The 25,580-nt window shown below is 43.2% G+C and carries 23 protein-coding genes and 4 pseudogenes; 7 read left to right on the top strand and 20 right to left on the bottom strand.

What is annotated here, in order from left to right; all coding sequences use genetic code 11:
• Positions 1 to 104: 104 nt before the first annotated feature.
• The 3 genes from V7K31_RS17650 to hemW all read right to left on the bottom strand — a co-directional run bounded on the left by V7K31_RS17650 (position 105) and on the right by hemW (position 3,588).
• A complete protein-coding gene (locus V7K31_RS17650) occupies positions 105 to 1,226 on the bottom strand; it encodes a THUMP domain-containing class I SAM-dependent RNA methyltransferase (protein ID WP_335095691.1) in 1,122 nt (373 codons plus the stop codon).
• Positions 1,227 to 1,508: 282 nt separating this feature from the next.
• Positions 1,509 to 2,396 carry a UTP--glucose-1-phosphate uridylyltransferase gene (locus V7K31_RS17655; RefSeq protein ID WP_335095693.1) on the bottom strand — a complete coding sequence of 296 codons (888 nt, stop codon included), beginning with the start codon at positions 2,394 to 2,396 and terminating at the stop codon, positions 1,509 to 1,511.
• A 10-nt stretch (positions 2,397 to 2,406) separates the two neighbouring features.
• Entirely contained in the window at positions 2,407 to 3,588 is a 1,182-nt protein-coding gene (hemW, locus tag V7K31_RS17660; protein WP_335095695.1) for a radical SAM family heme chaperone HemW, read from the bottom strand.
• A 252-nt stretch (positions 3,589 to 3,840) separates the two neighbouring features.
• Between hemW and V7K31_RS17665 the strand changes: the two genes are divergently transcribed.
• The gene (locus V7K31_RS17665; protein WP_335095697.1) at positions 3,841 to 4,917 is read left to right on the top strand and encodes a PIN/TRAM domain-containing protein; all 1,077 of its coding nucleotides are present in this window, start codon (positions 3,841 to 3,843) and stop codon (positions 4,915 to 4,917) included.
• A gap of 64 nt (positions 4,918 to 4,981) precedes the next feature.
• Here the strand turns inward: V7K31_RS17665 and V7K31_RS17670 are convergent.
• The 3 genes and pseudogenes from V7K31_RS17670 to gloA2 all read right to left on the bottom strand — a co-directional run bounded on the left by V7K31_RS17670 (position 4,982) and on the right by gloA2 (position 6,650).
• Positions 4,982 to 5,797: pseudogene (locus V7K31_RS17670) on the bottom strand (Rpn family recombination-promoting nuclease/putative transposase).
• Positions 5,794 to 6,213, bottom strand: a complete 420-nt coding sequence (locus V7K31_RS17675; RefSeq protein WP_335095699.1) for a GNAT family N-acetyltransferase — start codon at positions 6,211 to 6,213, stop codon at positions 5,794 to 5,796. Before V7K31_RS17675 ends, V7K31_RS17670 begins: the two are co-directional and overlap by 4 nt.
• A gap of 50 nt (positions 6,214 to 6,263) precedes the next feature.
• Positions 6,264 to 6,650, bottom strand: coding sequence for an SMU1112c/YaeR family gloxylase I-like metalloprotein (gene gloA2 / locus V7K31_RS17680; RefSeq protein ID WP_335095700.1), 387 nt, complete (start codon positions 6,648 to 6,650; stop codon positions 6,264 to 6,266).
• A 502-nt stretch (positions 6,651 to 7,152) separates the two neighbouring features.
• Between gloA2 and V7K31_RS17685 the strand changes: the two genes are divergently transcribed.
• Positions 7,153 to 7,581, top strand: coding sequence for an MAPEG family protein (locus tag V7K31_RS17685; protein WP_335095701.1), 429 nt, complete (start codon positions 7,153 to 7,155; stop codon positions 7,579 to 7,581).
• Positions 7,574 to 7,744 (top strand): pentapeptide repeat-containing protein, encoded by a 171-nt coding sequence (locus tag V7K31_RS31910; RefSeq protein ID WP_442941306.1) that lies wholly within the window; start codon positions 7,574 to 7,576, stop codon positions 7,742 to 7,744. Before V7K31_RS17685 ends, V7K31_RS31910 begins: the two co-directional genes overlap by 8 nt.
• 441 nt (positions 7,745 to 8,185) lie before the next feature.
• On the opposite strand, the pseudogene V7K31_RS17690 reads toward V7K31_RS31910, so the two are convergent.
• The 10 genes and pseudogenes from V7K31_RS17690 to V7K31_RS17735 form a co-directional block, all read right to left on the bottom strand.
• Positions 8,186 to 8,707: pseudogene (locus V7K31_RS17690) on the bottom strand (potassium channel family protein); the annotation flags it as partial.
• Positions 8,708 to 9,395: 688 nt separating this feature from the next.
• Positions 9,396 to 9,620, bottom strand: a complete 225-nt coding sequence (locus V7K31_RS17695; protein WP_335095703.1) for a type II toxin-antitoxin system VapC family toxin — start codon at positions 9,618 to 9,620, stop codon at positions 9,396 to 9,398.
• Positions 9,621 to 9,622: 2 nt separating this feature from the next.
• Positions 9,623 to 9,895 carry a DUF2281 domain-containing protein gene (locus tag V7K31_RS17700; RefSeq protein ID WP_335095704.1) on the bottom strand — a complete coding sequence of 91 codons (273 nt, stop codon included), beginning with the start codon at positions 9,893 to 9,895 and terminating at the stop codon, positions 9,623 to 9,625.
• Positions 9,896 to 10,153: 258 nt separating this feature from the next.
• Positions 10,154 to 10,546, bottom strand: a complete 393-nt coding sequence (locus tag V7K31_RS17705) for an Imm32 family immunity protein (protein ID WP_335095705.1) — start codon at positions 10,544 to 10,546, stop codon at positions 10,154 to 10,156.
• Between the two features lie 43 nt (positions 10,547 to 10,589).
• Positions 10,590 to 10,817: pseudogene (locus V7K31_RS17710) on the bottom strand (hypothetical protein); the annotation flags it as partial.
• A gap of 1 nt (position 10,818) precedes the next feature.
• Positions 10,819 to 11,214, bottom strand: a complete 396-nt coding sequence (locus V7K31_RS17715) for a type II toxin-antitoxin system VapC family toxin (protein ID WP_335095706.1) — start codon at positions 11,212 to 11,214, stop codon at positions 10,819 to 10,821.
• Complete coding sequence (locus tag V7K31_RS17720; protein WP_334943457.1) at positions 11,211 to 11,411, bottom strand: hypothetical protein; 201 nt, start codon at positions 11,409 to 11,411, stop codon at positions 11,211 to 11,213. Before V7K31_RS17720 ends, V7K31_RS17715 begins: the two co-directional genes overlap by 4 nt.
• 144 nt (positions 11,412 to 11,555) lie before the next feature.
• A complete protein-coding gene (locus V7K31_RS17725; protein ID WP_335095708.1) occupies positions 11,556 to 12,836 on the bottom strand; it encodes a vWA domain-containing protein in 1,281 nt (426 codons plus the stop codon).
• Between the two features lie 12 nt (positions 12,837 to 12,848).
• Positions 12,849 to 14,105, bottom strand: a complete 1,257-nt coding sequence (locus V7K31_RS17730; RefSeq protein WP_335095709.1) for a vWA domain-containing protein — start codon at positions 14,103 to 14,105, stop codon at positions 12,849 to 12,851.
• A 145-nt stretch (positions 14,106 to 14,250) separates the two neighbouring features.
• Positions 14,251 to 14,490, bottom strand: a pseudogene (locus V7K31_RS17735) (zinc ribbon domain-containing protein); the annotation flags it as partial.
• A gap of 284 nt (positions 14,491 to 14,774) precedes the next feature.
• Between V7K31_RS17735 and V7K31_RS17740 the strand changes: the two are divergent.
• The 3 genes from V7K31_RS17740 to V7K31_RS17750 all read left to right on the top strand — a co-directional run bounded on the left by V7K31_RS17740 (position 14,775) and on the right by V7K31_RS17750 (position 16,987).
• The gene (locus tag V7K31_RS17740) at positions 14,775 to 15,437 is read left to right on the top strand and encodes an ATP-dependent Clp protease proteolytic subunit (RefSeq protein WP_196517261.1); all 663 of its coding nucleotides are present in this window, start codon (positions 14,775 to 14,777) and stop codon (positions 15,435 to 15,437) included.
• A 104-nt stretch (positions 15,438 to 15,541) separates the two neighbouring features.
• Positions 15,542 to 16,153 (top strand): ATP-dependent Clp protease proteolytic subunit, encoded by a 612-nt coding sequence (locus V7K31_RS17745; protein WP_335095711.1) that lies wholly within the window; start codon positions 15,542 to 15,544, stop codon positions 16,151 to 16,153.
• A gap of 213 nt (positions 16,154 to 16,366) precedes the next feature.
• Positions 16,367 to 16,987: a J domain-containing protein gene (locus tag V7K31_RS17750; protein WP_335095713.1), complete on the top strand. Its 621-nt coding sequence runs from the start codon at positions 16,367 to 16,369 to the stop codon at positions 16,985 to 16,987.
• A gap of 365 nt (positions 16,988 to 17,352) precedes the next feature.
• On the opposite strand, the gene V7K31_RS17755 is transcribed toward V7K31_RS17750, so the two are convergent.
• The 4 genes from V7K31_RS17755 to V7K31_RS17770 form a co-directional block, all read right to left on the bottom strand.
• Positions 17,353 to 19,587 carry a glycoside hydrolase gene (locus V7K31_RS17755; protein WP_335095715.1) on the bottom strand — a complete coding sequence of 745 codons (2,235 nt, stop codon included), beginning with the start codon at positions 19,585 to 19,587 and terminating at the stop codon, positions 17,353 to 17,355.
• A gap of 78 nt (positions 19,588 to 19,665) precedes the next feature.
• On the bottom strand, positions 19,666 to 19,896 hold the full coding sequence (locus V7K31_RS17760; RefSeq protein ID WP_012408256.1) for a NifU family protein: 231 nt from the start codon (positions 19,894 to 19,896) through the stop codon (positions 19,666 to 19,668).
• A 706-nt stretch (positions 19,897 to 20,602) separates the two neighbouring features.
• Positions 20,603 to 22,366, bottom strand: a complete 1,764-nt coding sequence (locus tag V7K31_RS17765; protein WP_335095716.1) for a sensor histidine kinase — start codon at positions 22,364 to 22,366, stop codon at positions 20,603 to 20,605.
• Between the two features lie 172 nt (positions 22,367 to 22,538).
• A complete protein-coding gene (locus V7K31_RS17770; protein ID WP_334944363.1) occupies positions 22,539 to 22,775 on the bottom strand; it encodes a hypothetical protein in 237 nt (78 codons plus the stop codon).
• A gap of 523 nt (positions 22,776 to 23,298) precedes the next feature.
• Here V7K31_RS17770 and lepA point away from each other — a divergent pair.
• Positions 23,299 to 25,110, top strand: coding sequence for a translation elongation factor 4 (gene lepA / locus V7K31_RS17775; protein ID WP_335095717.1), 1,812 nt, complete (start codon positions 23,299 to 23,301; stop codon positions 25,108 to 25,110).
• Positions 25,111 to 25,580 lie beyond the last annotated feature (470 nt).

Below are 25,580 nucleotides of genomic sequence, written 5' to 3' on the forward strand. Positions count from 1 at the left end.
ACAGCCCGCAAACCGCGATCGCTGCTAGAGAACAGTGCAAGTGAACCCACGCTGCTAACGGTCAAGCCAGAAAACATTCGCCGCCTACGCGAATCGATTCTACCTTAATACAACTCATATTTCATTAACTGACAAGGCAGCGCTCCGTTGTACACCGCAATCCGTTGGGATGATTTTAATCCAATTGATTGAGACAGTTCCTTGTTACCACTCAGCACAAATGCAGTCCAACCTTTGAAGCGTTGTTTTAACACATCGCCCAAAAGTTTATAGAACGCCCCCAAGTCGCTATCTCGTCCCAGCCGTTCGCCATAGGGAGGATTGCAGAATAAAATCCCACTGTCTGCGGGGGCGACAACATCGGCAAGCTCCATTTGAGAAAACCATACATGGTTATCAACGCCGCAGTTTTGGGCATTGTTAATCGCTTGCTCAATTATATTTTCATCGCGATCGCTTCCCCAAATAGCTGCGGGAAGAGTATCTAGTTGGCTGTCCTTAGCTTCTTGGAGCAGCTTTTCTAAAAGGGACAGGTCAAAATCGAGCCAATTTTCAAATCCAAAGCAATCCCGAAACAGCCCTGGTGCTATATTAAGTGCCTTCAAGCTAGCTTCCAGAGGTAAGGTGCCAGACCCACAAAGAGGATCGTAGAACATCTGATCTGGCTGCCACCCCGAAAGCTGAATCAGGGCAGCAGCCAGAGATTCTTTTAGAGGGGCTGCTCCAACCGCAGGGCGGTAGCCTCGGCGGTGTAGACTATTTCCAGAACTGTCAAGTTTGACGGTACAAAAATCGCGCTCAATATGAACATTGATCCGCACATCTGGTTCATGAAGCTCTACATTTGAACGCTCGCCCAGATTTTCTTGCTGCTGATCAACGATCGCATTTTTGATCTGGAGAGATGTGAAGTGGGTATGATTGAGGCGATCGTTTTTTCCTGTGGTATTCACCGCCAGGGTCATGTCTGGCGTTAAATAGTTTTGCCAATCGATGCTCTGGATACCGCGATAGAGATCCTCAGCATCAAGGCATGGAAAGTCATGGATATTCACCAAGATTCGGAACGGCAGCCTAGCCCAGAGGTTGACGCGATAAAGTAAAGTGCGATCGCCCTCAAAGGCTACACCGCAAAACCCTGGCTCCACCGAATGGGCACCTAGTTGCTCTAACTCCTGAGCCGCAAGGGTTTCTAATCCACGAGCAACTGTTGCAAAATAATTCATAATTCGTAATTCGTAATTCGTAATTAATGGCTACTAGCAACTCAATTACTCTTAGTCCACGGAAGAAGACGAGAGCTTGTGTAGTCGCCCAATACTTTTTTGTCTCGTTCCCAGTGTCTGACTGGGAATGCCGTTCTAGAGGCTCCGCCTCCCTTGCTGGCGGCAGAGCCGCAATTGATCTGCATTTCCAGACAGAGGCTCTTAACGAGGTTTTAAAGGGGTTTGCGCTTAAGTTGACACCAATGCTTCTAGTCGCCCAATACTTTTTTAACTAAGATTAATCTAGAAATTTCTAAAATCAATCATTGTCTGACGATAAGCATCTGGTAATCCTGTATCAAAACACTTACCTTTAACAACATATCCTGTCATTCCCTCTTGCTGACGCAATTTTTCAAGACAGGATGTTAACTGAAATTCACCTCGTTCTCGGAAGTTTTGGTTTATATGTTCTGCCAGAAAGTCAAAAATTTTCGGCGTAAGTAAATACAAACCAAATATACATAAAAACTCATTTTCTGCAATTCCGTCTACACGCAAATGTTGTTTTGCATATTCAATTGTAGGTTTTTCATAGAGTTGTGTAACTTCTAAAATCGAGTTTACCTCTTGCCAAAGTCCTGTGACACACCCAGCTTTATAAATAATTTCTGCTGGCATTGTAGTTAAGCCAACAACGCTTTGATTAACTTGTTCGTAAACATCTAAAAGTTGACTAGCACAAGATTTTTCAGTGTCAGATGCATAAATGTGGTCGCCCAACAATAGCAAAAATGGCTCATCTTGCACCCAATGCTTGGCACAAAATACCGCATGACCATAGCCTAATTGCTCCTCTTGCAATAAAATGGTAATTCTCTTGCCTAAATTTTCGAGATATCGGCTATATTCTTGATTTTGCGGTGAAAGTTTATCTAAAAGTTCTTTTTTGGGTGGGTTTTTTAATAAATTTTCAAATATTTCTTGATCATCTGGCTGCGCCACGATCGCTACTTCTGTAATTCCAGCACTAATTGCCTCTTCAATAATTGCGAGAATAACAGGTTTTGCCCTACCATCTCGATCAATAATCGGGAAAAGTTCTTTTTTGACAACTTTGGTAGCTGGAAACAAACGAGTGCCAAAACCAGCTACCGGAATCACAGCTTTTCTAACTTTATTTTTCTGCATAAGCAGTTAATCACCCCAACTTTTCAAACAATTCAGCCAATACCACATTAGAAAACAAAAACCCTTGGGGATCAATCAAACGCAACCTTCCCTCTGCAACTTCTACCCAACCTTTATCAAAATACGATCGCAAACATCGACAAATTTCCTCTACCTTCTCTTCCCCAAACGCCTCCACCAACGCCGCCAAACTCAAACCCTCCGCCAAACGCAACCCCAACATTAACGTTTCTAACAATACTTCATTTGGGGGAGTCAGTTCGCAATCAATCACACCGCCAGCTTGCACCCAGTGGTAATACTCCCTAGTTTTACGTGGACGAGTGAACCGCTTTCCCTCAACATAACTCGCCGCACCCATCCCAAAGCCATAATAAGGGCGGTTTTCCCAATAAACTCGATTATGCCGACACTGATGACCACGTTGGGCATAATTGGAAATTTCATAATGCTCATAACCTGCACTAGTCAAAACCTGCTGCGCCATTTGGTACATTTTGACTGTGGCTTCATCCGTAGGCAAAGGAGTATCACCAGGTTTGTAGTAACGACCAAAGGCTGTACCTGGCTCGATGGTAAGATCGTAAATGGAAATGTGAGTAGGTACAAGCGCCACCGCTTTTGTTAGAGAATCCTGCCATTGATCCAAAGACTGATGCGGCAACCCAGAGATTAAGTCTAAGCTAAATTCGGGAATCTGGATTTGGTGGATTAGTTCCACAGCTGCAAAAATATCCTCAACTGAGTGCGATCGCCCCGCCGTTTGCAATAATTCTGATTGAAAGGCTTGTACACCCAAACTTACCCGGTTCACGCCCGCACTGCGATAGCCAGCTATATTTGCTAATTCAAAGGTGCCTGGGTCAATTTCCATAGAAATCTCTGCCCCAGACGCAATACCAAAATGCTTCTCTAACTCTGTTACTATCCGTTGTAACTGCTCTATTGATAGCAGCGAAGGAGTACCACCACCAAAGAAAATTGTCTTCAGGGGTTGACCAAAGGCTGGTGTAATGGCAATTTCTTGACATAGCACCTCAACATATTGGGAAATAGTACCAGATGTTTCGCCCCGCAAGCGATCGCCCACAACAGACACCGGGAAATCACAATAAAAACACCGTCGTCTGCAAAAGGGAATATGCACATAAGCAGAACTCGCAATTTCAGAAATACTAAACTTTTGACTCATTTTGATAAAAGTTTTAAGTTAACCCAACTGCAAATTAGAGACAATGGAAATAAGTAGTTTATTTACAAGTTTTTGTCGTTTTACAACAAAACAATGAAAAATATTAAGATATAAAGCCTTTCGTTATAATAATTGCAGATATTGCCCTACTAAACCCTTAGTCTAAGTCAATATTGATGAGTTTATCTTACCGATGAAATAAAAAATACTTAACTTTATCGGGTAACACAGTTGCAGGAAAACAAGACAACCATGCTTGATGCCATTATTATTTTCTCATTTATCCTCGCAGCGTCGGGAATAGGGTTCTACAGCATTGAACTACTACCCAATAGCACGCTAGATCAGGTAACAAATATTGAAGCTTTACGCTTAGTTGTTGCCGTCTTTGGCGCTATTATTGGTGGTGCGATCGGGCTGAGTTTCCAGACGACATATCGTCGCCTAGAATCACAAATCAAAGAAATGCCTCTGGAAGTAATTTTAACTCGTGCGATCGGCTTAGTGATTGGGCTATTACTAGCTAACCTCATGCTAGCCCCACTATTTTTGCTACCTATCCCGGCGGATTTTGGATTTATTAAGCCACTGGTGGCAGTTGTCGGCAGTATTATCCTCTCCGTCACTGGCATGAATTTGGCAGACACCCACGGGCGAGGCTTATTGCGGTTCATTAATCCCAACACCGTTGAATCGATGGTAGCGGAAGGGACGCTAAAACCCGCCAATACCAAAGTTTTAGACACCAGTTGCATTATCGATGGTCGCATTGAAGCCCTACTAGAGACAGGCTTTCTGGAAGGGCAAATTATCGTACCACAGTTTGTTTTGCAAGAACTGCAACAAGTAGCCGATGCTAGCAAAGACCAAAAGCGGGTGCGGGGAAGGCGGGGACTAGAAATTCTTAACCGCATTAAAGAAGATTACCCCGATCGTATCTTAATCAATGCACTTGATTACGAAGATATTGCCACAGTGGATGCGAAGTTAGTGCGCTTCGCCCAAGAAATTAGCGGCACACTACTAACCAATGACTACAACTTGTCTAAAGTTGCCAGTGTTCAGAAAGTACCTGTTTTGAATGTGAATGATTTAGTGAATGCCGTCCGTCCCAGTTATTTACCTGGTGACAACCTTGATTTGAAAATTCTCAAGGAAGGCAAAGAACCCAGCCAAGGTATTGGCTATCTAGATGACGGGACAATGGTAGTTGTTGAAGAAGGTAGCAATTATGTGGGTGGTGAATTGCGAGTAGTAGTCACTAGTGCTTTGCAAACCACAGCAGGAAGAATGATTTTTGCTAAACCCCAAGCTTCAGCATTGGCGTGAGGGAAATGTCAGGTGCAATTAAATATAAATTGTGCAATCGGTGCAGTCAACCTGCACCGATTATTTATTTGGACTCACCAGACTCAGTTACCTGTAAATACTGTAACTGCTCAATTGATAACCCTGTCAATCTTGCTATCTGTTCTAATGGCATACCAGTATTAAAAAGATTGCTTGCCACTTCAAGTAAAGCTTCAGCTTTGCCTTCTTCTAAAATATCTTGATAAATGACTGACTCGCGCATAATATCTGACCTCAAAACTCGTCTGATAACCTCTTTGTCCAATACTAAACCAGCTAAAATCGCTGTGGAAGCAGCAATATTACTTTGATTTCTTAATTGTGTCATACTATTAATTTCCCGTGCCACTTGGTTAAGCACGGCTTCTGGATCAATTGTACTACTCAAAACCGCAAATGGTAACAGTCCAGGTGTTCTCAGAAATAATTCGGTTGGTTGTTCCCAAAGTCTGATAACTGAAAATTCATGGCGTGTCCTAGCAATTGTAAATGTATTTTGTTGCACCAAATCTGAATTTGTCTGCTTGAGGTAAATTACGACTTGATGCATTGCTTTATCTGGAAAACGGCGATATACTCGCAACCGATAGTCAATCATCCGAAAAGGAATTTCAGCATCAACTTGGGTTTGAAATTCCAAATGTAATATACTTTGCTCTGACTGTAGCAGAATTAGGGCATCAGCACGGCAGTCGCCTCAACGGGGGGAACCCCCGCACGGCGCTGCCTTACGAATGGGTTCTAAAGATAATTCTTTTGGACTTAATTCGGTTAAAGTGATGGGTTCGCCTAATAACCAAGTTGCGAAGTCGCTGGAGAAGTTTTCAGCTAAGAATTTGCAGATATTATCAAAATTCACAGGTATTTTTCCATTATATAGTTTTGAAACCAAACTCCCCGTAGTTCTACTTGCTGTTGCCTGACTACGCTAAATCCCTTATTTTCAAAAAATGGCTTTGCAGTAATACTCGCTTCTGTATATAGCCGTTTAATTCCTTGTAATTGTGCAGTATCTTTTATATGACTTAAGAGTTTTGAGCCAATACCCTTTCTTTGATATTTGCTATGGCAATAAAAACAATCAATATGACCATCGGGTTCTAATTCTCCAAATCCAACTATTTCACCATTATTTTCTGCGATGTAAGGAAGCTTGGCTTGTAATCTTTTGTGCCAAACTTCATAATTCATAGTTTCCAGTGCCCAAGCATTGACTTGTTCCTGAGTATAATCGCAAATATTGATTTCATGAATTGTATCGTAAAACAGTTTCATTATTATCTTAGTATCAGATAGTCTATATTCTCTGATGATCATATTGAAGCCTAATGTTCATAAATCTCTAATGGCAAATTATCAGGGTCTTTAAAGAAAGTGAATTTTTTACCTGTAATTTCATCAACTCTGATATTTTCTACCTCTAACCCTTTTGATTTTAAATAACAAACGGTTTGCTCAACATCATCAACTTGAAAAGCAATATGCCTTAAACCACAAGCCTCTGGTTTACTAGCCCGTTCTGGAGGAGTGGGGAAAGAGAATAGCTCTATTTGAGTATTTTCTGCAACTTTTAAATCTAATTTATAAGAATTTCTTTCAGTACGAAAAGTCTCTTGAATAATCGGAAAACCTAAAACTTCTACATAAAAATTTTTAGAGCGATCGTAGTTAGAACAAATAATAGCTACATGATGAATACCAGTGGTTTTCATGTGTACTTCTCAAGCTACCAACCATTTACCTTTAGCACTTTTACCATAACTTTACTAGTACACTGTGGCGGAAATTTGCCCACTTTTAAAACCAAAGTATAACTTGACAAATGACACTATGATATGCGTAGTGATGCACTTAAGGATTTTATTGCTCTAAGTTCATTAAGCACCTATGTTGTAGCCTGACGAATAGAAATGATAGCGATCGCTACTCCCAACTCAGGCATCGCATATTTAACTTAAATTCATATTCAATCAGCAAAATGGCATTTGACTTACTCATTTTGGTGTTTTCCGCAAGCAAAATGACATTTGACTTACTAAATTCGCTTGTTTACTTGTTTATTTAAGTAATTCACGCATTGATTTTGATATATCATTGAGTCGAAAGCTAGCGCTCGCATTATTATATAGTGCTAATCTTGAGGCAGCTAGAGCAGCAGGCGCTGACTTCTGTAGAGCAATATTCATCACTAATGATCAAGTTTGAGAGGTGGAAATGACGCAAGATGCAATCTTCAGCCCCTTCTTTGCGACAGTGTTTCTAACACTTATTGTCTGGGTGTATATGTACATCCGTCGTATCAGTTTCATCACAAGTACAAAGATCAGCCCGAAAGACCTTGCTGTACCTGGCACACTAGCGCAACTCTCGCCACCAAACGTATCCAATCCATCAGATAACCTAAAGAATCTGTTCGAGATTCCGGTACTTTTCTATGCGCTTGTACTATATCTTTTTATCACGAATCAGGTGGATTCGGTGTATGTGAATGCTGCATGGATCTTTGTTGTGTTTCGCGCATTACATAGCGTTGTCCATTGCACATTCAATCTGATCATGCTTCGGTTCTACCTCTACCTATTTGCCACGCTTGCGGTGTGGTTTATTGCCATCCGCGCAGCCTTTATCCACTTCAGTGCGTAAGTATGCTGATTTAAGAAACGCTAATCTTCAAAGTGCTAATCTTGAAAATGCAAACATTAGACCTCTTGCAAAAGTCCCTAACACCCCATCCCCAGCTAGTTATCCGATTACCCAAAAGTCCTCTAAAACCTCACTCTGTCCTATCTTTAATCCCTCTCCTTAATAAGGAGAGGGACAGGTTTTACGTAGTAAAACCAGGGTGAGGTATCTCAGTGGCTATAAGAGGGTGTTTGAAAAGTCCGAGAAGGTATAATCTAGCCCTTCTGATGGGCTTAACTGCAACGAAAAATTAAGGTTCTAGACCTATACTGAGATACTTACCTGTGCTAACTGTGAGGTCAAACGACCCTTTTCAAACATCCTCTAAGACTTAACCGGAAATTATGTTCAGAAAAACTTGTATCTACACTGTAGCCTCGCTCTTCGGGAAGGGAGACAAAGCTACGCTTTGACGGGGTGGGGTTCAAATTTATTGATTTATGCAAGAGGTCTATTGATTAGAAGAAAAGCAGGATGCAGAGGGCAGTTATTGCGGGAGGAGGAAAGGTACAAACCTCTATCCTTCTGGTGCGATGAAACTAAGTATTTCTATACAGGCATTACAGAAATTTGACATTTGTATTACCTTTTCGGCAACGCTACGATTGGCTACATAGCAACTGTTGGGAATAGAAATTTTCAAAACCTCAATCTGTCCCTGCTCAAAATGCATGATTGATTCTACTTGCGGATACTCAATGGCATTCACCATTGTGGAAACTGCGAGTTCAACGGTACTAATAATATGGTTGGCTCCTGCTATACGCAGTGGCTCGGCAAAATCGGGGTGGCGCATTCGACTCAGAGTATGGCTAACACCGTAGTGTTTAGCGAGAGTTACCATTGCTAAGTTGAGGGCATCACTTCTGAGGACAGCTGCTAGAGCGTTGGCTTTACGAATTCCAGCTTCTAATAATACTTCTGTACTCACAGCACTGCCTTCAAAAGCCATTGCTCCAACTTGTTCACGGGCATATCGGCAAGCAGTAGGGTCAATATCAATGACGGCAACCGTATGCCCTAGTTCTACCAATTTTTGAGCCAAAGTCAGTCCCACTAAGCCTGCTCCACCAATTAGCACGTACATGGCTGCTCCTAATAGTCAAAGACTTCTTATTTTACTTTAATTAACAAGTTAGCAAGTTGGTGAAGGGGTAGCTTAACAGGCTTGTTTGATATGGCAATCCGATTTGATTCCTGAAATTACTTGCGTAGGCAGGAAACTCTTAACTGGAAAGAAGGGGGTAGAGGTGGACTCAATACTATTCGGTTAAGGCAAGAGACGCGATAAATCGCCGTCTTTACAATAATCAGTCCTTCGTAAAGACGGGATTTATCGCGTCTTTGGGATCTATTATTTTCATCAAATAACCTTAACCCAAGCGTATTGGAGGAAGACGAGAGTTTGTATAGTAGCGTTCGCATCAGCGTGCCGGAGGCTCTATTCTATTCACCCAATACTTTTTAAATATCTTCTTAAACTACTGTTAACTTGACAAAGACAGCATGATATGCAAAGTAAGACTTTTGAGAATTTTATGGCTCTGATTTCATCAAACACCTGTGTTGTAGGCTAACAGATAGAAGCGATGGCGATCGCTACCCCCAACCCAGGCATCGCATATTTAACTTAAATTCATATTCAATCAGCAAAAAGGCATATTACCTTACCCAGGCGAGAACCACTATAATACCTAAATAATCTTAATCAGGCATTTGCTTATAAAATTGGGCGCAAGTAAGAAACTAAAATAAGCAAGAACAGTTTTGAGACTTTAACTATCCTTATCGATTCCATATAGGTTAATTCGTCGCAAAAATGCATTTGTTTTGATTAAATTAGCGGCTTTTTGCTCTGAATTTTGTGCCATAAAGCGTAGCTCTCCTGCAACAATGACACTAGTTGCTAATTGTACTTGACCAAGCGATCGCAAGTGATTGGCGACATTTGGCACACCTTCCATCAAGAAGGAACAGTGATTAGTATCAAGTAGGTACATGATTAAAATTCTAGTGGCATCCGACTAGAATGAACCAGTTGCAGGCATTCTTTAATGTCCGAACCTGACCAACTTCCCACAAACTCTAATAAATCTTCGGCAGTGGAACCTGTTAAAGTATGCTCTGCTATAAGTGATTGCTCTGGTTGGTTATTTGCAGATATGCCGATTTGTTGATGTTTGATTTGTAACAGCTGAACAAAGTCTAAAATTTCCTGTAATAGCGGTTCGGGTAATTTTTCTAGTTCTTGGGTAATCTGTTCTTTAATTGTCATTTTTACCTCTGTATTTACAGAATTGTCCAGCCGGAAATTACTTGAGCAATTTTTTCCATTAATTTAATTATCGCTTGCCTATCGTTGCCGCTAGGCTGGTATTGAAGTCAGCAATCACCCTCAGATTGATTATTTTTCTTTATGAGTGTGCCGATTTTCGTAGGAATTAAAGAAAAATTAGGTTTGATATTACTTCACATCTTTGTTGTGAGATAATGGTATCTCAATTGCACGTGTGTCTGGTTGCCGATGTAGATATTACCGAACTGAGATTATTAATGAAACTGAGGCAGGATCAAGCCACTCATTTCCTTCGTAGTAGTCAAAGTGGTTATGATATCCTGATTCTGTACTATCGCCAAAATTAAACCAGTCTGCAAACACTTCCAGTTTTTCTGGTATTCCTTCAATCTTTAAAGAACTGCCAGCAACCATAACTTTGACAGAACAATCACTCTTACGAATGAGCAACAAATTTAAACAAGAATCATAAGGTGCTGGATCAACTTCATTGGCAGGAATACAAACTTGCACATCCTGAGCTTCAATCAATTGAAGAATCGATTGGCGAATGTTTCTCAAATCTCCCGGTGTACCTGACAGATGAATCTCACCGCCATAATGGTTCTTACTAAAACGGATATGAATCATACTTGTCCATCTCAACCATCCATCACCTTACGCTAGATTTTTACTATTCCTGTAAGACGGTTTTTGATACAATCCTAGTTTTCTTGAGGTCTGCTTCCGAAAGTTCTTCTCCAGCTTGCAGACGAGTCGCGGAAGTTTGCAACACTGTCGCTGCCCCTTTATCTCCGATTTGTAAAGCGGTTTTAGCTGCTGTTTGTAGCATTGTAGCTGCACCAGTGCGATCGCCTTGTTGCAATTTCGCCTCAGCTAACTGGGTTTGGCGATACTTTGCTTTACTTGAGGTCAGGAATTACCTGAATCAGTCCAGTCTGGAAGGCTTTGTCGTAGGTGATGACAAGTAAATTTTCGAGTTCAGCCTGAGCCATAATCATGCGATCAAAGGGATCTCGGTGGGCAATCGGTAGGCTTCCTGCTCTGAGGGCATGGACTGTGGTGATGGCAAGTTCGATAAATTTAGCCTGATGCAATATCTGTGAATATTGCTCAACAAGTTGTTTGGCTTCGGGTAGTTTACCCATGCGGTATTTCGTGGCGATTTCCCAAGCAGAACCACTGCTCACAATAATACGATGATCTGGGTTGCGAATGATGTCTCGGCAATCAGTATGGAGTTTTGGGTCGTCAAAGAGCCACCACAGCAGGATATGGGTGTCGATGAGGTAGCTCATTCCCATTGCTGGAGTTCATCTTCTGGCAGTGCTTCAAAGAAAGCATCGCCGATCTGTCCTTGCAATAAACCAGGGGTGCGAGGTTGTGTACGTTCTTGACTTAAACCTAGTCGAAAGTAGTGAATTAGATCATAAAGTTCTGCTAGTTTGTCTTCAGGGATGTCTTGCAATTCTTGGACAATCTTCTGGATCAGCATAAGTCAAACTCTTCGGTGGTTGTTAATCAATAAGTTAGGAATATGCGACTACTTTGTTGCTCAATTGAGGAATCAAATATTTTTTCTCGCTTTGCACCTTGGCACGAAACTTTCATACCGTTAATCAGCAAGGCTGAATTTTTACTATTGCTGTAAAACGGTCTTTGATACAATCCTAGTTTTCTTGAGGTCTGCTTCGGAAAGTTCTTCTCCAGCTTGCAGGCGAGTGGCGGAAGTTTGTAACACTGTCGCCGCCCCTTTATCTCCTATTTGTAAAGCGGTTTTGGCTGCTGTTTGTAGCATCGTTGCGGCACCAGCGCGATCGCCTTGTTGCAATTTCACCTCGGCTAACTGGGTTTGGCGATACTTCGCTAATGCTAAAATACACTGCTGTACTTGTGGATTGGACGCTGGTTGATATGCCCGCACTACATCTGCATACACTGGCACGAGGGGCGAAAGTAAACCTTGTTCATTAACCAAGGGGTCATCATAACGGATTTGCAGATGTGCGATCGCTTGTTTACCTTCTGGCAATTGTCCCAGATAAATGTTCGCCAAAACTACCCGTTCTACATCTTGCATCAAATCTCCTAAACGTACAGCAAAGCTACCATCAGCTTCTGGTTCCACTGGTAACTCGATTGTGTCTGGGGCAACTTGAGCAATGGGTTTCAATTCTGCTAATCGGACATTGGGCACTAAAGATAATAGCAAGTAAGCATTAGTTAGCCCAATCGACTCAATCCGTCCAAACAGTCGGCTAAACTGCTCCACAGCTTGTTCAGGACGCTCAATATGGGCTAAAGTCCCACCACCGACATCAGCGATTTTTTCCAGCAAATCCTGATTCCAGCTATTGCCAAATCCAAAAGTGTTGATAGTTAAGTTCAGCTTGGCAGCCTTTTGCGCGAGTTGAAGACAGCGCTTGTTGTCATCTCGCCCAATATCCCACTTCCAAATCCGCAAACCGCTATCACCATGCCCATCTGTAAGCAGAAACGCCTGAGAAACAGCGCCTCTTGTACCCTTCATCAGTTCTGTAATTCCCAATTCCAAACCCTCAGCGATCACTGTACCGCCGCTAGCGCTGAGTTTGCTTTTTATTTGAGATTTGATGCTTTCGGGGTCTTGGATGACTTGGTTGGGGATAATGACTTCCGCAGAACCGGAAAAAGCCACAACTGAGATCCGATCGCCTACTTTCAACCGATCTATTAACCCTTCCACTGCCTGAATCACGGTTTTAATTGGTTGTCCATGCATGGAACCACTTCTATCCAGAATCAAGCAGAGGTTAAGGGGCAGATTTTGCTCAAACTCACCAGCGATTGCAAAAATCGTCATTGCCAATTGACGTTGATTACTTGTTTGAGCCACATCAACATTATTGTCATTTAACGCCGATAGCAATTTAACTTTCATCTAAACCTGAGTTTACTGCGGAGGGGTATCTTGCAAAACTGTTTTGGAAACCATTCTAGTTTTCTTGCGATCGCTTTCGGATAAATCTTGTCCAGCTTGCAACTGGGTAGCAGAAGTTTGTAACACCGTCGCCGCACTTTTATCTCCCATTTGCAGGGCAGTTTTAGCAGCCGTTTGTAACATCGTCGCTGCACCAGAGCGATCGCCCTGTTGCAATTTCGTCTCGGCTAGCTGGGTTTGGCGATACTTAGCTAATGCTAAAATAGAGTGTTGTACTTGGGGATTGGGGTCTGCTTGATAATTTTTGACTACATGGGCGTAAACTGGGATATTTGGTGTAAATAAACCTACCTGGTTAGCGGCTGGATCATCGTAGCGGACTTGCACATTAGCGATCGTTTGTTCACCGGTTGGCAATTGTCCCAAATAAATATTAGCTAAGATTACCCGTTCTGCATCTTTCATTAAATCTCCCAACCGCACAGCAAAACGTCCATCAGCTTCTTGTTGCAGTGGTAACTCAATTGTGTCTGGAGAAACTTGAGCAATGGGTTTAAGTTCTGCTAGCCGGACATTGGGCATCAGGGACAATAACAAATAAGCGTTAGTCAATCCTACTGTTTGAATGCGGCTGAACAGACGATTAAACTCATCTACTGCCTCTTCTGGTTTTTGAATGTAAGATAAAGTACCCAAACCAGCATCAGCAATTTTTTCTAAAACATCTTGGTTCCAATTGTCACCAAATCCCAAAGTGTTCAAAGTCAAATTATAGCTAGCAGCCAATTGGGCGAATTTCAAACAGCGATTGTTATCACCGTGTTCATTTTCCCCATCGGTTAACAGGAAGGCTTGGGAAACAGTATCTTTTTTTCCCTTCGCCAACTCCTCAATCCCCAAGCGCAGTCCTTCATCAATCGCAGTTCCACCATCGGCAGATAGGCGATTAATTTGCTGCTTGATTTTCTCTGGATCTTCGACACTTTGACTAGGTATTAAGACTTTGGCACGGTGATCGAAAACTACAACACTGAGGCGATCGCTAGGATTAAGTCTATCTACCAGACGATTTGCTGCTTTTTTGACCGTTTCTAGCGATCGCCCATTCATCGAACCACTATGATCGAGAATTAAGCATAAATTCAGTGGTACATTGCGGTCTTGAGCCTCTGCGATCGCTGAAATCGAAATTCCCAACTGACGTTGACTATTCAGTTGATTCGCGTCCAAATTACCATCATTCAAGGCAGGCTGCAAACTAACCTTCATAACTCAAAGTCCTTATTACGGATATACATTTTTATAAATAACTTCAAAGCACTACTTTAACTATACGGAAAACCTATCCAACACAAATACACTAATTTGACACTCCCCTGGCTGAATAAGTATCGCTACGCTCACTTATTCGGAATCATGGGGATTCTACATTCACAGACTCGCCGTTAGACGGCAGGCATGCGCCAACCGCCCAAGAGGGCAAATCTCCTGTAGCGTAAATTCCGGTATGCCCTACCGTACTCAATCCTAATCTTAAAATATTGATGCTAGCATTCAAATCTCTATCCTCCACGTAGTCACAATGAGGGCAAACATCGGTTCTCGTGGACAAAGATTTTTTCACTTTCTCGCCACAGTTAGAACAATTTTGGCTTTAAACGCCTTAAATCGTTTTCATCCCTGGCGTGTTCACGCTCTTTCTTTTTTAGGACTTACGCATTTATAGATCCCCCAACCCCCTTAAAAAGTTGGCTCGTTGATTAAAGAATCTCAGTGTCTTTAGACCTAAGAGTGTCAAAATCAGAATATCTTAGAAGCGAAGCATTGGCAGATGCGAAGCCGCCTTAAGCATTAGGGAGAAATCCGCACCTTGAGTCAAGCGTGCATCGCGCTAGGATGTATTACAGTTAACGGCATAGTTTCAGGCGATCAGTTGCTATGGACATTTCCCCAATTAAGGCTGTTCAAGCCCCATATTACGGCGATAACTTCTACCGGACACCACCGCCAGATTTACCTTCCCTCTTGTTGAAGGAGCGAATTGTCTATATTGGGATGCCACTGGTGCCTGCTGTCACCGAATTAATAGTGGCTGAATTGCTGTTTTTGCAGTCCGACGACCCCGAAAAGCCGATTAAAATCTATATCAACTCCACCGGCACTTCCGGTTACAGTGGCGAACCCATTGGCTTTGAAACCGAAGCCTTCGCCATCTTTGATACCATGAAATATATCAAACCTCCTATCCACACCATCTGCGTCGGTTCCGCGATGGGCATGGCAGCAATGCTCCTCAGTGCTGGTACAAAAGGTTGTCGCGCTAGTTTACCTCACTCCTCGATTATCCTGCATCAGCCCAAGAGCTACGCCCAAGGTCAAGCAACGGATATTCAAATTCGCGCTAGGGAAGTTTTGGTAAACAAAGGGGCGTTAGTTGATATCTTGCATCGCACTACCGGACAGCCTCCAGAAAAAATTATTAAAGATATGGATCGGCTGTTATATCTAACACCTTACCAAGCGAAAGAATATGGACTGATTGACCGAGTTTTTGAGAAAGAAGAACTCGCCAATCCCCCACTCCCTGCCGGTGTCCTCTAGTGAGTGCTGAGTGCTGAGAGACGCGATTAATCGCGTCTGTACAGGAGTTATGAGTTATTCCTAACTCTCCCATCCCCCCCAAACTATTAAAAACGGAGTAAATTATGCCTATAGGCGTTCCTAAAGTTCCTTACCGGATGCCCGGAGGACAATATACAGATTGGATTAGCATCTACGATCGCCTTTACCGAGAACGGATTATATTCTTGGGGCGAGATATTGATGATGAAATTGCCAATCAAATTATCGCTGTAATGCTGTATCTGGACTCAGATGATCCAGGTAAAGATATTTACATCTACATCAATTCCCCTGGTGGAATGGTTACATCTGGCATGGCTATTTTTGACACCATGCAACATATCAAATCAGATGTAGTGACTATTTGCGTGGGTTTAGCGGCGTCAATGGGGTCTTTCCTGCTAGCAGCTGGCACCAAAGGCAAACGGCTAGCATTGCCTCACTCACGGATTATGATTCACCAGCCTTCAGGTGGCACCCGTGGACAAGCAAGCGATATCGAAATTGAAGCTAGAGAGATTCTGCGGATTCGTCACCAGCTCAATGGGATTTATGCCGATAAAACGGGTCAGACCATAGCAAAGATTGAAAAAGATATGGATCGTGACTTTTTCATGTCTGCCGAAGAGGCAAAACAATACGGTTTAATTGACCGTGTGATTGAAGAACGAACCTCTGTAATAACAGGGGAGTAGGGGGAATGAGGGGGGATGAGGGAGCATGGGAAGAATTCTAACTCCTAACAGACGCGATTAATCGCGTCTCTCCCCACTCCCCAATCCCCTTCCTTAAACAAACTGTCAACATTGAACTTTAAAATCGCAAATTAGCCCTTATTATTAATAGTTTAGGCTGAAAGCAGATAGCTGATAGCCCCAAGCTGGATATTCGATAGCTCATAGCTCAAGATGGATCTGGGAGATTGCTACCGTTTATTGGGTTTAAGGTCGGGAGCTTCTTTTGCTGACATCAAATCGTCTTATCGACGACTGGCGCAGCAATATCATCCCGATATCAACCCAGACGACAACAAAGCCAAAGATAAGTTTATTGCTTTGACAGAGGCTTATAAACTCCTACTGACGGTAGTACTGCCAGAGGAAACAGCTGCACATTCAAGTCAGGTGTCAACTGGGCGTGATGATGCCAAGGCAACGCAGTGGCCGAAAACACCAGTAACAACGGTGACAAGCCAACAATCAGGAAGACTAAAGCCGCCTAATCTGTTGGAAATAGAAGAACGGCTGAAGTGGAAGACTTATGACCAATTGCAGCGATTTTTGCAAGAAAGACGATTTCCTCAAGCGATCGCCCTGGCGGAAGCTTTAGCAGATCGTTTGTCAACAGATGCAGAAGTCCGCCAATGGCTAGCGATCGCCTATCAAATTTGGGGACGGGCACTAATTACCGAAAATCAGCTACTCAAAGCCAGGATTTATCTCAAAAAAGCTCTGAAGACAGACCCCCATAACAAGAGTCTTTGGTATGAAGTGCAGCGCGATTTCCAACGCTTAGAACAAATTTTTTAAAGATTTATAAAATTTATAGCACTTATCGTTTGTATGCAATACGCTTTGACCTCTCTCCTAAAAAGGTACCGTGTACACACAAGTTATCCAATTACCCAAAAGTCCTCCAAAACCTCACCCTGTCCTGACTTTAATCCCTCTCCTTACTAAGGAGAGGGACAGGTTTTGCGTAGCATAACCAGGGTGAGGTTTCTTTGGGCTATTCGATAAACCGTAAATGGCCTCATGGGACTGCTGCTGAGACGGGAGGCTCCCGCCTCCCAAAGAGCATTCCCAGTCAGAGATAATCTCTAAAAACTTGTTCTAGACTGGCTTTCACCTGAAGTTGACATTTATGATAGATGTACGCCCCTACTAGCTATTTTCTAAGGCACCTCAATCGGAATCAAAGCATTTTCTGGCAAATAGTTGCAAAAATGGCCTTCATCTGCAAGCACCAAAATCAGGTGCAGGGGATAATCTGGCGGAACTTGCAAGTCTGCCCACGGTACTGCTAACTCTAAACAATTATTTATTGCTACTTGAGCGCGACTGAAACGGGGATGCCATTGATGATTGTCTCCAGCTTCCCGAAACTGAATCGATTGCGTCAGCAAGTTAACTTCTAGAAGATGGTGGAAAAGGTAATTAAGTGGGGGTACATCTGGTACATCTGCCAAGGGAATTGGACTGTTGACCATTGTTTTTTCTGGATATAACCACAGCAAATTCAACTCTGCTGGCAAATCCTGCCCTGGTGCAGCGCCACTTTTAAAATCTAGCCGCAAATAGAAATTCAGGTGATCCACGCCATACCAAAGTCGCTGGATGACGCTGCTATTGTGCATCGTCCCCCGCGCCCCGCCGATTTCTATCCGTCCAGCTTTGTCCCAATCTTGTTCATCACCCTTACCATCAATGACGGGATGAATAAACCCTTGTGGGGCGTGGTTTGTCTGTGCTTGGTGGATTTCCACTGGTTGCTTGAGATATGGCGGTACAGGTTCATTTAATGCCTTGTAAATGCCAAACAGGTGTTCTCGAAACAACCGATCAAAGATGGCATCCTGATTTGAAGAATGTCCTGCACCAAACCACCAGAACCAATCGGAACCCTCTGCGGCATACAATGCTTCCCAGGCTTCTGGGTTGTTTTCTTCCGTCGCTTCGGGATGACTTGCGAGCATAACCCTTGCTGCTGTCAAATAATCCCAAGCACGATTTTTGGCGCGATCGCCGATCCAAGTGGTGAAGTTGCCATCCACCCAAGAACCACTATGTAGTTGCTCTCCGGGAATGGTGGCTGTGGCTGGAAATTCTTCCAGAAATTCGGAGACGGTGACAAGTTTGAGATGGGGTTCGTCGCTCAAACTTTGATACAAAGCTTCTAGAAAGGGTTTGCCGTCTTGGGGATAAAATTCCCAACAATTCTCCCCATCCAAAGCGATAGTAACTAGCCAAGGTTGTTCACTTTGACTGTCTCTTTGCATTTTAGCGATCGCTTGCAAATGTCCCACTAAATCCGCAGCCGCCTTTTTTGCTGGCATGGCGCTGTAGGTAAAGCCAATCAAATCTGATAATCTGTGGTCACGAAACACAATTGACAAGTCACCCTCGGCAGTTTGCAGGCGATAAGGTCGATACAACAGTTCTGGTTGCTGTACATTCCCCGCCCCATCCCGATGAAAAAAGTGTTTCAGCGTCCACCCTAACACGGCTTCATCTGAGCATATCCACTTAAATCCTTGGTTAATAATATCTGGAAGTATTGCCGGACTTACTGACTGTTCCGAAGGCCACAAACCACGAGGTATCTGTCCAAAGCGGTCTTTATAAAAGTTCCAAGCTTTCCGCAAGTGGCGGGGGATATCTTCTGCCCACTGAAATCGCTGCTGAGGTAGTGTCATATTGGGCACAGCTACCCGACCGGAGTTAGTATCAGCTAGCAAGGGCAAAATCGGGTGAGTGTAAGGCGTGGTAGTAACTTCCAGCTGCCCCGCCTCCTGCATTTTCCGATGTTGGGGGATAATGCGGCCCAGGATTTCTCGTTGTTTGGAATAAATGCGCTGGCGATCGCTTAAAGTAAAATTCCGACCCTGTTTTAACCAAGCAGCAATTTGTGGGTCATCCCAAAACAGAGGATCGATCCAAGCCAAATTGTGCCAAGCTAGCAAATCACCATAATCTGGCAATTCCCAATTTGCTAAACACCAAGCTTGCCCTTTTTCCTGCCTTTGCTGGTACAACTCGGCATAGCGGGGATGGGGGTCAATCAGAGTGTGGTGATTGGCATCGAAAAAGTGTTGGATAATGAATTCGCGCTGTTGCTGGGTGAGTTGTTCATCTGGTGTCAAGCTGGCTGTGAGATAAGGGTCAAAAGCAGTGCCAGCAATATAATCTTCCAGTTGTAATATCAGCGATGGAACTAAATTTACAGTTTGGTGTAACTTAGGATACCGCTCTAAGAGCAATACCAAATCCAAATAATCTTTAGTCCCATGCAAACGTACCCAAGGTAGACGGTACTGCTGACTCGGAGATAGTGAAACGTCGCTACCAGGGGATTTGTACAGTGGCTGATGTTGATGCCAGATAAAAGCAATGTAGAGAGGATGGGACATAGGAATAGTTAGGAGTTAAGAATGAGGAGTTAGGAGTTGAGTGAGAACTTCTAACTCCTAACTTCTAACTCCTCACTTTTACACCACTTGCTCAATTTCCGCAATTTCAGGAATCATTTCCTTTAGGCGGCGTTCAATACCCATTCTCAGGGTCATTGCAGAACTGGGGCATGAACCACAAGCACCTTGCAACCGCAGTTTCACAACAGGACCATCGAGTTCTACGAGTTCCACATTACCGCCATCAGACATGAGATAAGGGCGCATTTCATCTAAGACTGTTTCAACGTTGTCAATTGTGAGTTCCATAGTTTAGACCGGGTAAGTTAATGATGGGCATTGGGCATTGGGAATGGGGCATGGGGCATGGGGCATTGGGCATTGAATAATAATGATCCCTGTGCCAGATGCGCCGTTACTCATTAACCATTATCCAAAATTTTCTAATTAGCTTTGTTAAATCGATCCTAGACGCAATTGCAGCTAGTTTGTCAGTTGTTTAATTGACATTTAGCATTTGTGTTCACACGCGCAGCGCTTTTACTACACACTTACAGTAGATTGCAACAAGCGCCTCTGTACAGATTATTGTCAGGGCACAACAATCTTGTGCCCCTACCTGTGTACCTCATTTACCTGAAAAACGCTGTATCTAGAAGCTTAATATTAGAGTAACTGAACTCAGTAGTGCTGCGATCTCCATCTTAATAGTCATGCACAACCTGTTTGGTGATAAAATAAGACGTTTGCTGTTGTTTGATCTCTGATCGTAATCACTTTGACTTCACTGATATTTAGTTTAGTCCAATTTTCCTTAAGGGCATACCTCACAGCTTGGTTAGGAACAAGCTATGTTTTGGGTATTACTGGTTTATTTGCGATCGCATAGCAACTTTTACGGCAACTTTATCATTATTTAATAATAAAAAGCTATAAACACAGGCATAACTAATTAACCTGTCTAATTTCATTATCTGTAAAAGGATTTAGGAAACCTGGTTATTAAAGCAGCCCTCTAACCGATATAATCTGAGTCGCTATCAATAGATGAAACCATGACAGGTTGTTGATATAGTGGCACTGTAAATGTGACTGTTGAGCCAAGTCCTTCGCCCAGACTATAAAAATGTACCTCACCGCCCATTGCCTCCACTAGCTTCTGCGATATTGCCAGTCCTAAACCTGTACCGCCATAGTGGCGAGTGCGGGAGCCATCCACCTGAGAGAATAATTGAAACAGTTTATCTTGTTTGTCCAAAGAAACACCGATGCCAGTGTCTGCCACCCGGACTCTTACCATGCCAGGAAATTGCTGACATTGAAAGTTCGGCTTCGCTTTTTTGAGTACTAAATCAGCGCTGACGGTGATACCACCTTCATGGGTAAATTTGATGGCATTACCTACCAAATTGAGCATAACTTGTAGCAACCGTTGGTAGTTGCTTTGGACAATAATTTCATCGGAGATAGCAGGCATTTGCATTCGGAAGCTGAGGTTTCTCATTTCTGCTTGGGGACGCATGAAATTTTCTACAGCACTGAAGAGCTCATCTAGCTTGACTGGAGCGTAAACTAGCTCCATTTTACCAGCTTCGATTTTGGCAATGTCCAAAATATCGTTGATGATATTCAGCAGATGTATAGATAAGTGGTGAGCTTCTGCCAAAAATTGGTTTTGTTCTTCTGGGTCATCTGCCATCCCTTCTAAAATCAGCTTCAAGAAGCCAATCATGCCGTTGAGGGGGGTACGAATTTCATGGGATACATTAGCCAGAAACTCGCTTTTGAGGCGGGAAGCTTCTTCGGCTTTTTGACGCGCTGCTTCTAATTCTTTATATAAAGTAGCGTGTGCGATCGCAGTTCCCAATTGATCTGCTGCTTCTTTTGCCAGTTCTAATTCCGATTCTGTTAATATATAGCATTCATCCTGCCAATTCAAGGCAACCAATCCATTGGCCTGGTCTTGATAGCAAGTCGCAACTACCAAAGTTTTCTGCCGCCCAGACTCCGTGTATCCAGGCACTTCCATCATAACTGGTTCTAGGGTTGCCAAGACATGAGCAAAGGCAGGGTCAGAAGCTATATCTATTTCTAAGCCAAGCATTGATTTGAGTTCTGGCTGGCGATACTCAGCCTTCACCTCTACCTTTGAGCTTGAGGGCTGATAAGGACAAATAATGCAGCGCTCTAGTCGCAGTGCTTTACCCAAACTGTCAACTGTTTGCTGCCAAATAATATCTAAATCCAATGTCCGCCGAATATTTCTGGTAATCCGATTTATCAGTTTTTGGTGTTGCTGTGATCGTATTGCCAACTCTATTTGTGTGGGCGTTTTTGATGCCACACCCACTTGTTTTTTGTTGAGTGTCGCTTGCACTAACCGTCCCATCACTAAAACTGTAGTGGCAGACATTCCCAAACTCGGCATAATCGGACTAATCACTAAGTCCAACTCAAATAATTCCTGGTGGTAGCTAAACCAACACTGAAACCTTTCTGGCACCAAACTGATCAAAATTCGGTGCAATCGTTCCAAATAAGTAACCTTATCAACTGGGGCAAAGGTTTGGATTTCGTTCAGATCGTCAACTATTTTTTCGGTATTTAACCCCAGGAGTTCGCTATGCTGCCAACAAAAGGTCAGATAGCGCCCTGCCCCATCTTGCGTATACACCAACTCAGCTCCTAGAGTTGGTAATGAGCCATCAGTTTTACTGGTAATAGATTCCAGATTTTGGGAAAATAAATTCGGCAATTGGGAATTGGCAGTAATAATCATTAATTGAGTTGGATAAACAAAGGGTATCCGACCGTAATTTTACTAAAGCTGCTCAAATTCTCGCATAAATTTTTACAGCTTTTTTGTTTTTTATTGTGTATTTCTTGGTGTTTTGAAATCCAAATTGGCAAACTTCACTTTTTTAAGTTGTATTGACAAATGACTGATGGCGTTAATCGTTCCATTCACCGCGAGGAGGAACAGGGGTACGCACAGGGGTGCGCGTCAATTCATCATCTCTGAGAATTTCACCTCGCAACCACTGGCGAATCGCCACCTCAATCACTTTACTTGGATCATTAGTGAGATGCTGAATTTGCTCTAGTAACTTGGAGTCTAGGCGGACAGCAATTTCTACCTTTTCCGCTCGTGTGTTTTCCGCTTCGGTAGTTTTCTCTTGCATATTCATAGGTTTATATACTCTGAATTGGTTTTGTCTAAAGCTTTGTGAAGTAGTTATATTGATCATTTGGGCTAATTCACTGAAAAACCTTCAAGGGCACAATTACATGGTTCCCCAAAATAGCACTAAAGTAACAGCCTTAAGTTTCAAATCACATTTTTCATATAACTGACTAAACAATGGCTCTAGAACTTTTGTCGGTAAATCGGCGATAATGTGTAATTACAAGTCGCAATTGCCCATTATCCCTACATGATCCCGACATGTACTTATTTACATTCATTGTACGCTCCTAGCTGTTGAATACTAGCAGCGACAAATAGACTTTCATAATATTCTTAAAAGTCCACCTATTTAGATCGAAAGTTAAAGGGGGGGTGAAGAGGGGCATTGGGCATTGGGCATGGGGAATAACTCCCCACTCCCCACTCCCCACTAAAAGCTAGGAGCGTCTTGGCTAAGAAAGCATTAAAATACATTAAGTAAATTGCTCTTTTAACTTTGGTTGCTGCTAAGGCAAAGATAGTATATGACTGACGTTCCCGCAGTTCGCATTCGCAATTTTTGTATTATTGCTCACATCGACCACGGGAAATCAACCCTCGCCGATCGCTTGCTGCAAGCTACTGGTACTGTTGAAGACCGACAGATGAAGGAACAGTTTCTCGACAATATGGATCTGGAACGGGAGCGCGGCATTACAATTAAGCTGCAAGCTGCCCGGATGAACTACACAGCTAAGGATGGTCAGCAGTATGTGCTGAATTTAATTGATACCCCTGGACATGTGGATTTCTCTTATGAAGTCTCCCGCTCTCTTGTTGCTTGTGAAGGAGCGCTATTGGTAGTAGATGCGTCCCAAGGTGTGGAGGCGCAAACTTTGGCAAACGTATATTTAGCCTTAGAGAGTAACCTGGAAATTATCCCGGTTTTGAATAAAATCGATTTGCCAGGGGCAGAACCAGAACGGGTTATTGGCGAAATTGAAGAAATTATCGGTCTAGATTGCAGTGGGGCGATTCTGGCCTCTGCTAAAGAAGGAATTGGTATTGCTGAGATTTTAGAAGCAGTTGTCGAGCGCATACCGCCACCACCCAATACGATAAATGAACGCTTACGAGCCTTAATATTTGATAGCTATTACGACAGCTACCGGGGAGTAATTGTGTATTTCCGGGTGATGGATGGCACCGTGAAAAAAGGCGATCGCATCCATTTAATGGCATCCGGTAAAGAATTTGAAATTGATGAGTTAGGTGTCCTTTCTCCGACGCAAAAGCAAGTTGAAGAACTGCACGCTGGAGAAGTAGGCTATTTGGGAGCGGCAATTAGAGCTGTAGCTGATGCCAGGGTAGGAGACACAATTACCCTCAGTAAGGCGAAAGCAGAGTCAGCCTTACCAGGTTATGCAGAAGCGAACCCGATGGTTTATTGTGGGATGTTCCCCATTGATGCTGACCAATTTGAAGACTTGCGGGAAGCCCTGGAAAAGCTTGAACTCAACGATGCGGCGCTGCACTATGAACCAGAAACTTCGAGCGCGATGGGGTTTGGTTTCCGTTGCGGGTTCTTAGGCTTGCTGCACATGGAAATTGTCCAGGAACGTCTAGAGCGAGAGTATAACCTAGATTTAATCATTACAGCCCCCTCGGTGGTTTATAAGGTAATTACCCTGAAAGGTGAGGAACTGTACATCGATAATCCCAGCCGCTTACCTTCTCCCAATGATCGCGAAAGAATTGAAGAACCCTACGTCAAAGTAGAGATGATTACGCCGGAAACCTATGTGGGCAGCTTGATGGAGTTGTCACAAAATCGCCGTGGGATCTTCAAAGATATGAAATATCTCACCCAAGGACGAACCACACTTACCTATGAGCTACCCTTGGCGGAAGTTGTGACTGACTTTTTTGATCAGATGAAGTCGCGATCGCGCGGTTATGCCAGCATGGAATATCACCTGATTGGCTACCGTGAAAATCCTCTGGTGAAACTAGATATCATGATTAACGGTGATCCGGTGGATTCCTTGGCGATGATTGTGCATCGAGATAAAGCTTACAACGTCGGGCGGGCAATGGCAGAAAAACTCAAGGAACTAATTCCCCGCCATCAATTTAAAGTGCCAATTCAAGCGTCTATTGGCAGTAAAGTGATCGCCAGTGAACACATTCCCGCCTTGCGGAAAGATGTGCTAGCCAAGTGCTACGGTGGTGACATCAGCCGGAAGAAGAAACTATTACAGAAGCAAGCAAAAGGTAAAAAGCGGATGAAATCTGTAGGTACTGTGGACGTACCCCAGGAAGCCTTTATGGCAGTACTGCGCTTGGATCAAAGCTAATTTAAGAGTGCTTAATCCTCAGAGACTATAGTGGTTCTCACTTTAGTGCAATACAGTCTCAACCTCATCCTGTCTTATCTTTAATCCCTCTCCTTACTAAGGAGAGGGACAGGTTTTACGTAGTAAAACCAGGGTGAGGTATTTCATTCTCAGGGCTATTTCATTCTCATCTAGCCCGCCTCAGAATGAATTCTGAGTCTAATAGCGAAAGTCGTCTCAAGACGACTGAGAAAAGATTATAGTCGAATGGCACTAGGCTCCGCCTCCCCTTTCTTCACCAGAGGCAGCAGCCCTCTGGGAACACATTAAGAGCCTGAAGGCTCTTAACGAGGTAACACAAGGCTTTGGGCTTGATCTTAGTGCCATTCGATTATAGTCCGTTAAAACCTACTTTAGCTACGCAATCGTTTCACGGCGTCCTATTGTCACGTCCGACTTATCCCCATGTCTAAAGCCATTTGCTCTGCGTC

The sequence above is a fragment of the Nostoc sp. genome, from assembly GCF_036917675.1.
GTDB lineage: Bacteria > Cyanobacteriota > Cyanobacteriia > Cyanobacteriales > Nostocaceae > Nostoc.

What these genes read in the sequence shown, in the direction of transcription:
- V7K31_RS17650 (WP_335095691.1), bottom strand. Translation starts at nt 1,226, where the DNA reads ATGAATTATTTTGCAACAGTTGCTCGTGGATTAGAAACCCTTGCGGCT.
- V7K31_RS17655 (WP_335095693.1), bottom strand. Translation starts at nt 2,396, where the DNA reads ATGCAGAAAAATAAAGTTAGAAAAGCTGTGATTCCGGTAGCTGGTTTT.
- hemW (WP_335095695.1), bottom strand. Translation starts at nt 3,588, where the DNA reads ATGAGTCAAAAGTTTAGTATTTCTGAAATTGCGAGTTCTGCTTATGTG.
- V7K31_RS17665 (WP_335095697.1), top strand. Translation starts at nt 3,841, where the DNA reads ATGCTTGATGCCATTATTATTTTCTCATTTATCCTCGCAGCGTCGGGA.
- V7K31_RS17675 (WP_335095699.1), bottom strand. Translation starts at nt 6,213, where the DNA reads ATGAAACTGTTTTACGATACAATTCATGAAATCAATATTTGCGATTAT.
- gloA2 (WP_335095700.1), bottom strand. Translation starts at nt 6,650, where the DNA reads ATGAAAACCACTGGTATTCATCATGTAGCTATTATTTGTTCTAACTAC.
- V7K31_RS17685 (WP_335095701.1), top strand. Translation starts at nt 7,153, where the DNA reads ATGACGCAAGATGCAATCTTCAGCCCCTTCTTTGCGACAGTGTTTCTA.
- V7K31_RS17695 (WP_335095703.1), bottom strand. Translation starts at nt 9,620, where the DNA reads ATGTACCTACTTGATACTAATCACTGTTCCTTCTTGATGGAAGGTGTG.
- V7K31_RS17700 (WP_335095704.1), bottom strand. Translation starts at nt 9,895, where the DNA reads ATGACAATTAAAGAACAGATTACCCAAGAACTAGAAAAATTACCCGAA.
- V7K31_RS17705 (WP_335095705.1), bottom strand. Translation starts at nt 10,546, where the DNA reads ATGATTCATATCCGTTTTAGTAAGAACCATTATGGCGGTGAGATTCAT.
- V7K31_RS17715 (WP_335095706.1), bottom strand. Translation starts at nt 11,214, where the DNA reads ATGAGCTACCTCATCGACACCCATATCCTGCTGTGGTGGCTCTTTGAC.
- V7K31_RS17720 (WP_334943457.1), bottom strand. Translation starts at nt 11,411, where the DNA reads ATGCTGATCCAGAAGATTGTCCAAGAATTGCAAGACATCCCTGAAGAC.
- V7K31_RS17725 (WP_335095708.1), bottom strand. Translation starts at nt 12,836, where the DNA reads ATGAAAGTTAAATTGCTATCGGCGTTAAATGACAATAATGTTGATGTG.
- V7K31_RS17730 (WP_335095709.1), bottom strand. Translation starts at nt 14,105, where the DNA reads ATGAAGGTTAGTTTGCAGCCTGCCTTGAATGATGGTAATTTGGACGCG.
- V7K31_RS17740 (WP_196517261.1), top strand. Translation starts at nt 14,775, where the DNA reads ATGGACATTTCCCCAATTAAGGCTGTTCAAGCCCCATATTACGGCGAT.
- V7K31_RS17745 (WP_335095711.1), top strand. Translation starts at nt 15,542, where the DNA reads ATGCCTATAGGCGTTCCTAAAGTTCCTTACCGGATGCCCGGAGGACAA.
- V7K31_RS17750 (WP_335095713.1), top strand. Translation starts at nt 16,367, where the DNA reads ATGGATCTGGGAGATTGCTACCGTTTATTGGGTTTAAGGTCGGGAGCT.
- V7K31_RS17755 (WP_335095715.1), bottom strand. Translation starts at nt 19,587, where the DNA reads ATGTCCCATCCTCTCTACATTGCTTTTATCTGGCATCAACATCAGCCA.
- V7K31_RS17760 (WP_012408256.1), bottom strand. Translation starts at nt 19,896, where the DNA reads ATGGAACTCACAATTGACAACGTTGAAACAGTCTTAGATGAAATGCGC.
- V7K31_RS17765 (WP_335095716.1), bottom strand. Translation starts at nt 22,366, where the DNA reads ATGATTATTACTGCCAATTCCCAATTGCCGAATTTATTTTCCCAAAAT.
- V7K31_RS17770 (WP_334944363.1), bottom strand. Translation starts at nt 22,775, where the DNA reads ATGAATATGCAAGAGAAAACTACCGAAGCGGAAAACACACGAGCGGAA.
- lepA (WP_335095717.1), top strand. Translation starts at nt 23,299, where the DNA reads ATGACTGACGTTCCCGCAGTTCGCATTCGCAATTTTTGTATTATTGCT.